Raw genomic sequence first — 4586 nt, forward strand, 5'->3', positions numbered from 1 at the left:
TGTAGAGAACTCAACAAACACTGAATTTTGGGAGTAGTTAGATCGATCTTTTCTACTTCTTCTGGGAATAGTTCTAACTGAAAAATATTCATACGATCGAATTTCATCAAAAAAAAGTTCTAGCTACCAACACATAATTGATAGCTAGATCTATGACCAAATCGTGAAGCTACTGTAACAATGAATCGATCGTAATACTGGCTCGATCCACTGGAATAAACACCCGCATCCGACAGTTCAACATCTCACTAAAACAGCCGATACTCCGCAGCCAATCTAAGTCACTACGATCGTAAACATCCAGAATCTCCAATCGATCTTCACCCTTAAAGTAATTACGTTGCAGCTTCCACTTACCCCCGATCGTGTAACTACTTTCACCCTCCCAAACCAGTTGGAAGATCGTCTCCGCATCCAGCGTTTCACTGCTATCCACACCAAATTTCGCCAGTACGCTACCGATATCCTGCGCCTCGATCGCCCGTCCCAGCAACACCCGTCCGTCGTTAGCCTGAAGCCGACAAACTTTGGGCGATTCCACGGGTAACTTGTCCCAAACTGGCAACAGCAACCCACAAATCAGATAGATTCGCTCTTTGACAAATGCTGGAGTCTGGGAGATAACATGGTTCCAAGTTTGCCAAAAGAACTCATCTGGCTCCACCTGTGCCCATCTCACCTCAAAATCCGGCAGATCCACTCGTTCGTACTCGCGATTGCCCACTGGATAGCGGACGTAGACGGTATCGACCACCTTCCCCGTCCGCGTCGTCCGCGCATCTGCTACCGCAGCTATAGCGACCGCCTGGGTCTTAGTGTGGCGATAATAGCCATAGCCCTCTAGCACCAACTGTTTGGCTGCAATTGCGGGGAGAATTCGCGGCTTGCTTAACTTGTCGATACTGTGGCAAATCGTCTCGCTATGATTTTGGGTAGCGATAACTTTGGATTCGATAATTTCAAAACCGTTATCTGAGTACAATGTTTCCAACCCCCGATCGTAGATTCCTGCTGCTTTTGCTTGGGCGATCCGCTGTTGAATTCGCTGCTCGAATTCGCTAAATACCAGATTCTGAACGTCGATCGGTAATGCCAGTAGTCGATTCAAGAACGTGGTAATCTTGGGCAGATTTCCCAACGCAATCGCCCCACTCTCACCCGTCAGTTTTAGTCCCGTCCGCTGCTCGAATTCAGAGATCGAAATTCCCTCGATTTTACCCGCGTTTAGATCGGCGAAGAACTCACCGAGCGCGACTTTGGCATACTGACTACTGAAGTTATTGACTTCCTCATCAAATAGCCCATTATTGGCTGTATCCCGTTGTCCCTTACTAATCGCCCCTAATTGTCCCAGACGACTGGCGATCGTGGCGGTAAATCGATATTCACCTTTAACGTTAGTCGTTACTAGCACTACCTCTGGCGGATGAGCTTGATTCGATCGATGAGTCCGTCCGAAACCCTGTACGGCGACGATCGCTTGAAACCCAGACTCAACCAGATAATGCCGTCGCACCCGTTGGTTGTGACAGTTGAGATCGGCATGATACGATCGACCAGTCCCACCAGCACTAGAGAAAATTAGGATTTGCTTACGATCGCCTTGAAATGCCTCGGTTTCAGCGATACTCGCACTACCGTTCCGAGTCGCCAACTGATAGCGATCGTCCTTGAGGATAATCCGCTTGCTCCGTCCGGTAATTTCTGCCACGTTCTCGTGACCAAAGTGCCAATTTAACTGGTCTAATAGCCCCGTTATCGGTGGTAACAGAGATAAATCCTCAATTAACCGATCTCGCATTTCTAAAGCCTCCTGACAGACCACAGGCTCACCTGTCGCTGCATCTTTAACAATCTCGCTGCGGTTGTTACCGTTATCATCCACGTATTCGGTATACAGATAAACGGGGAAGCTGTTAATCATATAATCGGCAATGATTTCCCGTGATGTAAAATCGATCGCGCGTAAATCTCCCCACTCGCCCGTTGGAGTCTGCGCTAGCTTTCGGTCTAACATCGCCTCATTAGTACTCACCAATTGAATGACACAAGCCTTACCCGCAGCTAAATCTGCTTCGATTGCGGCAATTAAGGTGGGTGCTTTGGCAGCACATAATAGAGAATTAAAGAACCGCTGTTTTAAGGACTCGAATTGGGAATAAATATTACACTTGGCACGAGAATTGAGACACTTTCCCTCTCGATCCTCAATCCCACTCGCTACTAATGCTTTGTCCAAATCTCCATGAATTACTTGAAAGGCTCTAGCATACACATCCCAATTCTGCTGTTGATCTCTAGTCAGTGCGTGAGTCAACGTCTGAAAACTCACCCCCTCAAAACTCAACGTCCGCGCGATATATTTCCCCGTCCGTTTTAAGTCCTGAGCTAATACTTCCAACCCTGCCACCCCTGCGTTGTCCATCTTGCTGATAAATTGGTCGCGGGAGGTAAAGGGAAACTGATTGGTCATCCACAGCCCCAACCGCTGACAGTAAGCTAGATTCGAGACTTTACTGGCACCTGTCGCCGAGAGATAAGTTACCCGCGCATCCGCCAACCTGTCGATGAGATGGGTTCCCGCCAACGCTTGAGCCGAGGCTTTAGTCTGTCCCCGTTCGGTGGTTTCACCAGAGCAGTTGCCCATTAAGTGCGCCTCATCGACACAAATCGCCCCGTCGAAATCTGCACCCACCCAGTCGATAATCTGCTCTACCCGCGATTTCTTGGTACCTTTGGCACCAGTTCTCAATCCACCAAAGGTGACGAATAGGATGCCTTGAGTCAATTTAATCGGTTCTCCCAACTTGAATTTAGAGAGCGCGACAATCTGTTCGGCATTTCCACCCAACCGCACCCAATCCCGTCTGGCATCTTCAATTAGCGGTTCGTTCTTGGAGATCCAAATCGCTCTTTTTCTACCCTCACACCAGTTGGAGAGAATAATCAACGCCGCCTCAACGCCTTTACCTACGCCTGTAGAATCGCCGATAAAGTAGCCCTGACGGTGGTATCTGCCATCTACATCGTCCCCGTTGGCAAATACTACGGACTTATGTTCGGAAATCCGCCACTTGGTATCGAGTAATTGACTGTGCGCTGCGGTGGCATAAATTAACGCTTCAAGTTGCGCTTGCGAGGCTAAACCCTCCTGTAAGATTCGTGCGGGTAGCTTGACGGTACAGGTAGGATAAGTAGAGGTGACGGCTGCCATCGATACGGATTCGGCTAATGCGGTGGGGTGGGGTGCAGAGCCAGGAATATCGATCGCACTAGGCTGATAGGGTTCATATACGCCATCGGTAAAGACTGAATTCCGCTCTCCCACTTGCTGATATTGGAGTTCGACAACTTCACCAAACTGGGTTTTAGGAATAACTGTGACGGTAGCTACTGGCTGAACTGGTTTGACGACAATCTGCGCCTCAGTCGTTGTTACCGCATCCCCACCGAGTAACTGGAATAATGGCAGAGTACCAAAGGGATTTGTGTGGACGCTGGCGAATAGGGGTAGAGCCAGGAGGGGAGAATCTGCGGTTGGTTCTACAGCTTCCAACATCGGCAACCGTTGTGGCACGATGAGATCGATAATCTCGCCAATTTCTTCGATTGACATGGGATAGTCAATCGATTTATGTGGTTCTGTTTCATCTTCTACCTTGTCAAATACCAGCAGGCGAGTAGGCATAGTGGTACCGTGATGCCTGTAAAAACTTCCATCCAGATATACCGACAGCCGTAGTTTTGCAGGGAGGGTGGCAAAATAGTTGGGATGTTTGGCAGGAGATAACCAGTGAGCGACAATCGCCACCAATCTACCATTGGGTAATAATCGCAGTAGTGCCGATCTCAAATGCTTGAGACAGACATCGGGATTGCGTTTGGTGCTGGTGAGACTCCGCGAAAACGGCGGATTCATCACGATTACTGACGGCTTAATCCGCTGTAACAGCATATCGTTGAGATATTCGGCATTGACTGAGTAACGTTCAGCCTGGGGGAAGATTTCGGCTAACAAATCGCGACGGGACTTCGAGAACTCATTGAGAGTAATGTGGGTGGGTTTAGTATTTTGATTGATACTGGTTCCTACTAATAAACCAGTTCCCGCCGATGGTTCGAGAAATATGTCGGACGCAGTTACCATCGCAGCTTTGGCTACCAGCCAAGCTAGTTCCAGGGGTGAGGAGAATTGTTGTAAGTCGATTTGCTCTTGAGTTCTGACGCGATGATCTACTGTCAAATCCTGTAAATTTCGCAACTCGAATAGACTCAATTTCGGCTGTTGAAGTAGGTAACTTACCATCGCAGCTTCGATCGCATCTGTTGCCGATTTCCAATTCCAAGCACCGTTGGCACTACTTCCATACAAGTGATTCATCACCTCAGAAATCTGAGCTTGTCCTAACTGTTCGCCAGCTTTTAATCTTTCAGTAAATTCTCTAACTGGGCTAATTCTGGTAATAGTTTGCATAAAAAAAGCCCGTAGATTTCTCTACGGGCAGTTAGTGAATAGGTAAAATAGTAAATAATGACTAGCTACTTTTTTGAAGGACTAATTTACTCCCATTCCATTTGTATTCCTT

General features: G+C 48.0%; 1 protein-coding gene. It reads right to left on the minus strand.

All coding sequences use genetic code 11. The annotated features are described in order from the left end of the window. Positions 1-169: 169 nt before the first annotated feature. A complete protein-coding gene (locus RMO52_RS21935) occupies positions 170-4474 on the minus strand; it encodes a strawberry notch family protein (RefSeq protein WP_310418554.1) in 4305 nt (1434 codons plus the stop codon). Positions 4475-4586: the final 112 nt, after the last annotated feature.

The organism is Chamaesiphon sp. OTE_8_metabat_110 (assembly GCF_031382685.1).
Taxonomy (GTDB): domain Bacteria; phylum Cyanobacteriota; class Cyanobacteriia; order Cyanobacteriales; family Chamaesiphonaceae; genus Chamaesiphon.

What these genes read in the sequence shown, in the direction of transcription:
- RMO52_RS21935 (WP_310418554.1), bottom strand. Translation starts at nt 4,474, where the DNA reads ATGCAAACTATTACCAGAATTAGCCCAGTTAGAGAATTTACTGAAAGA.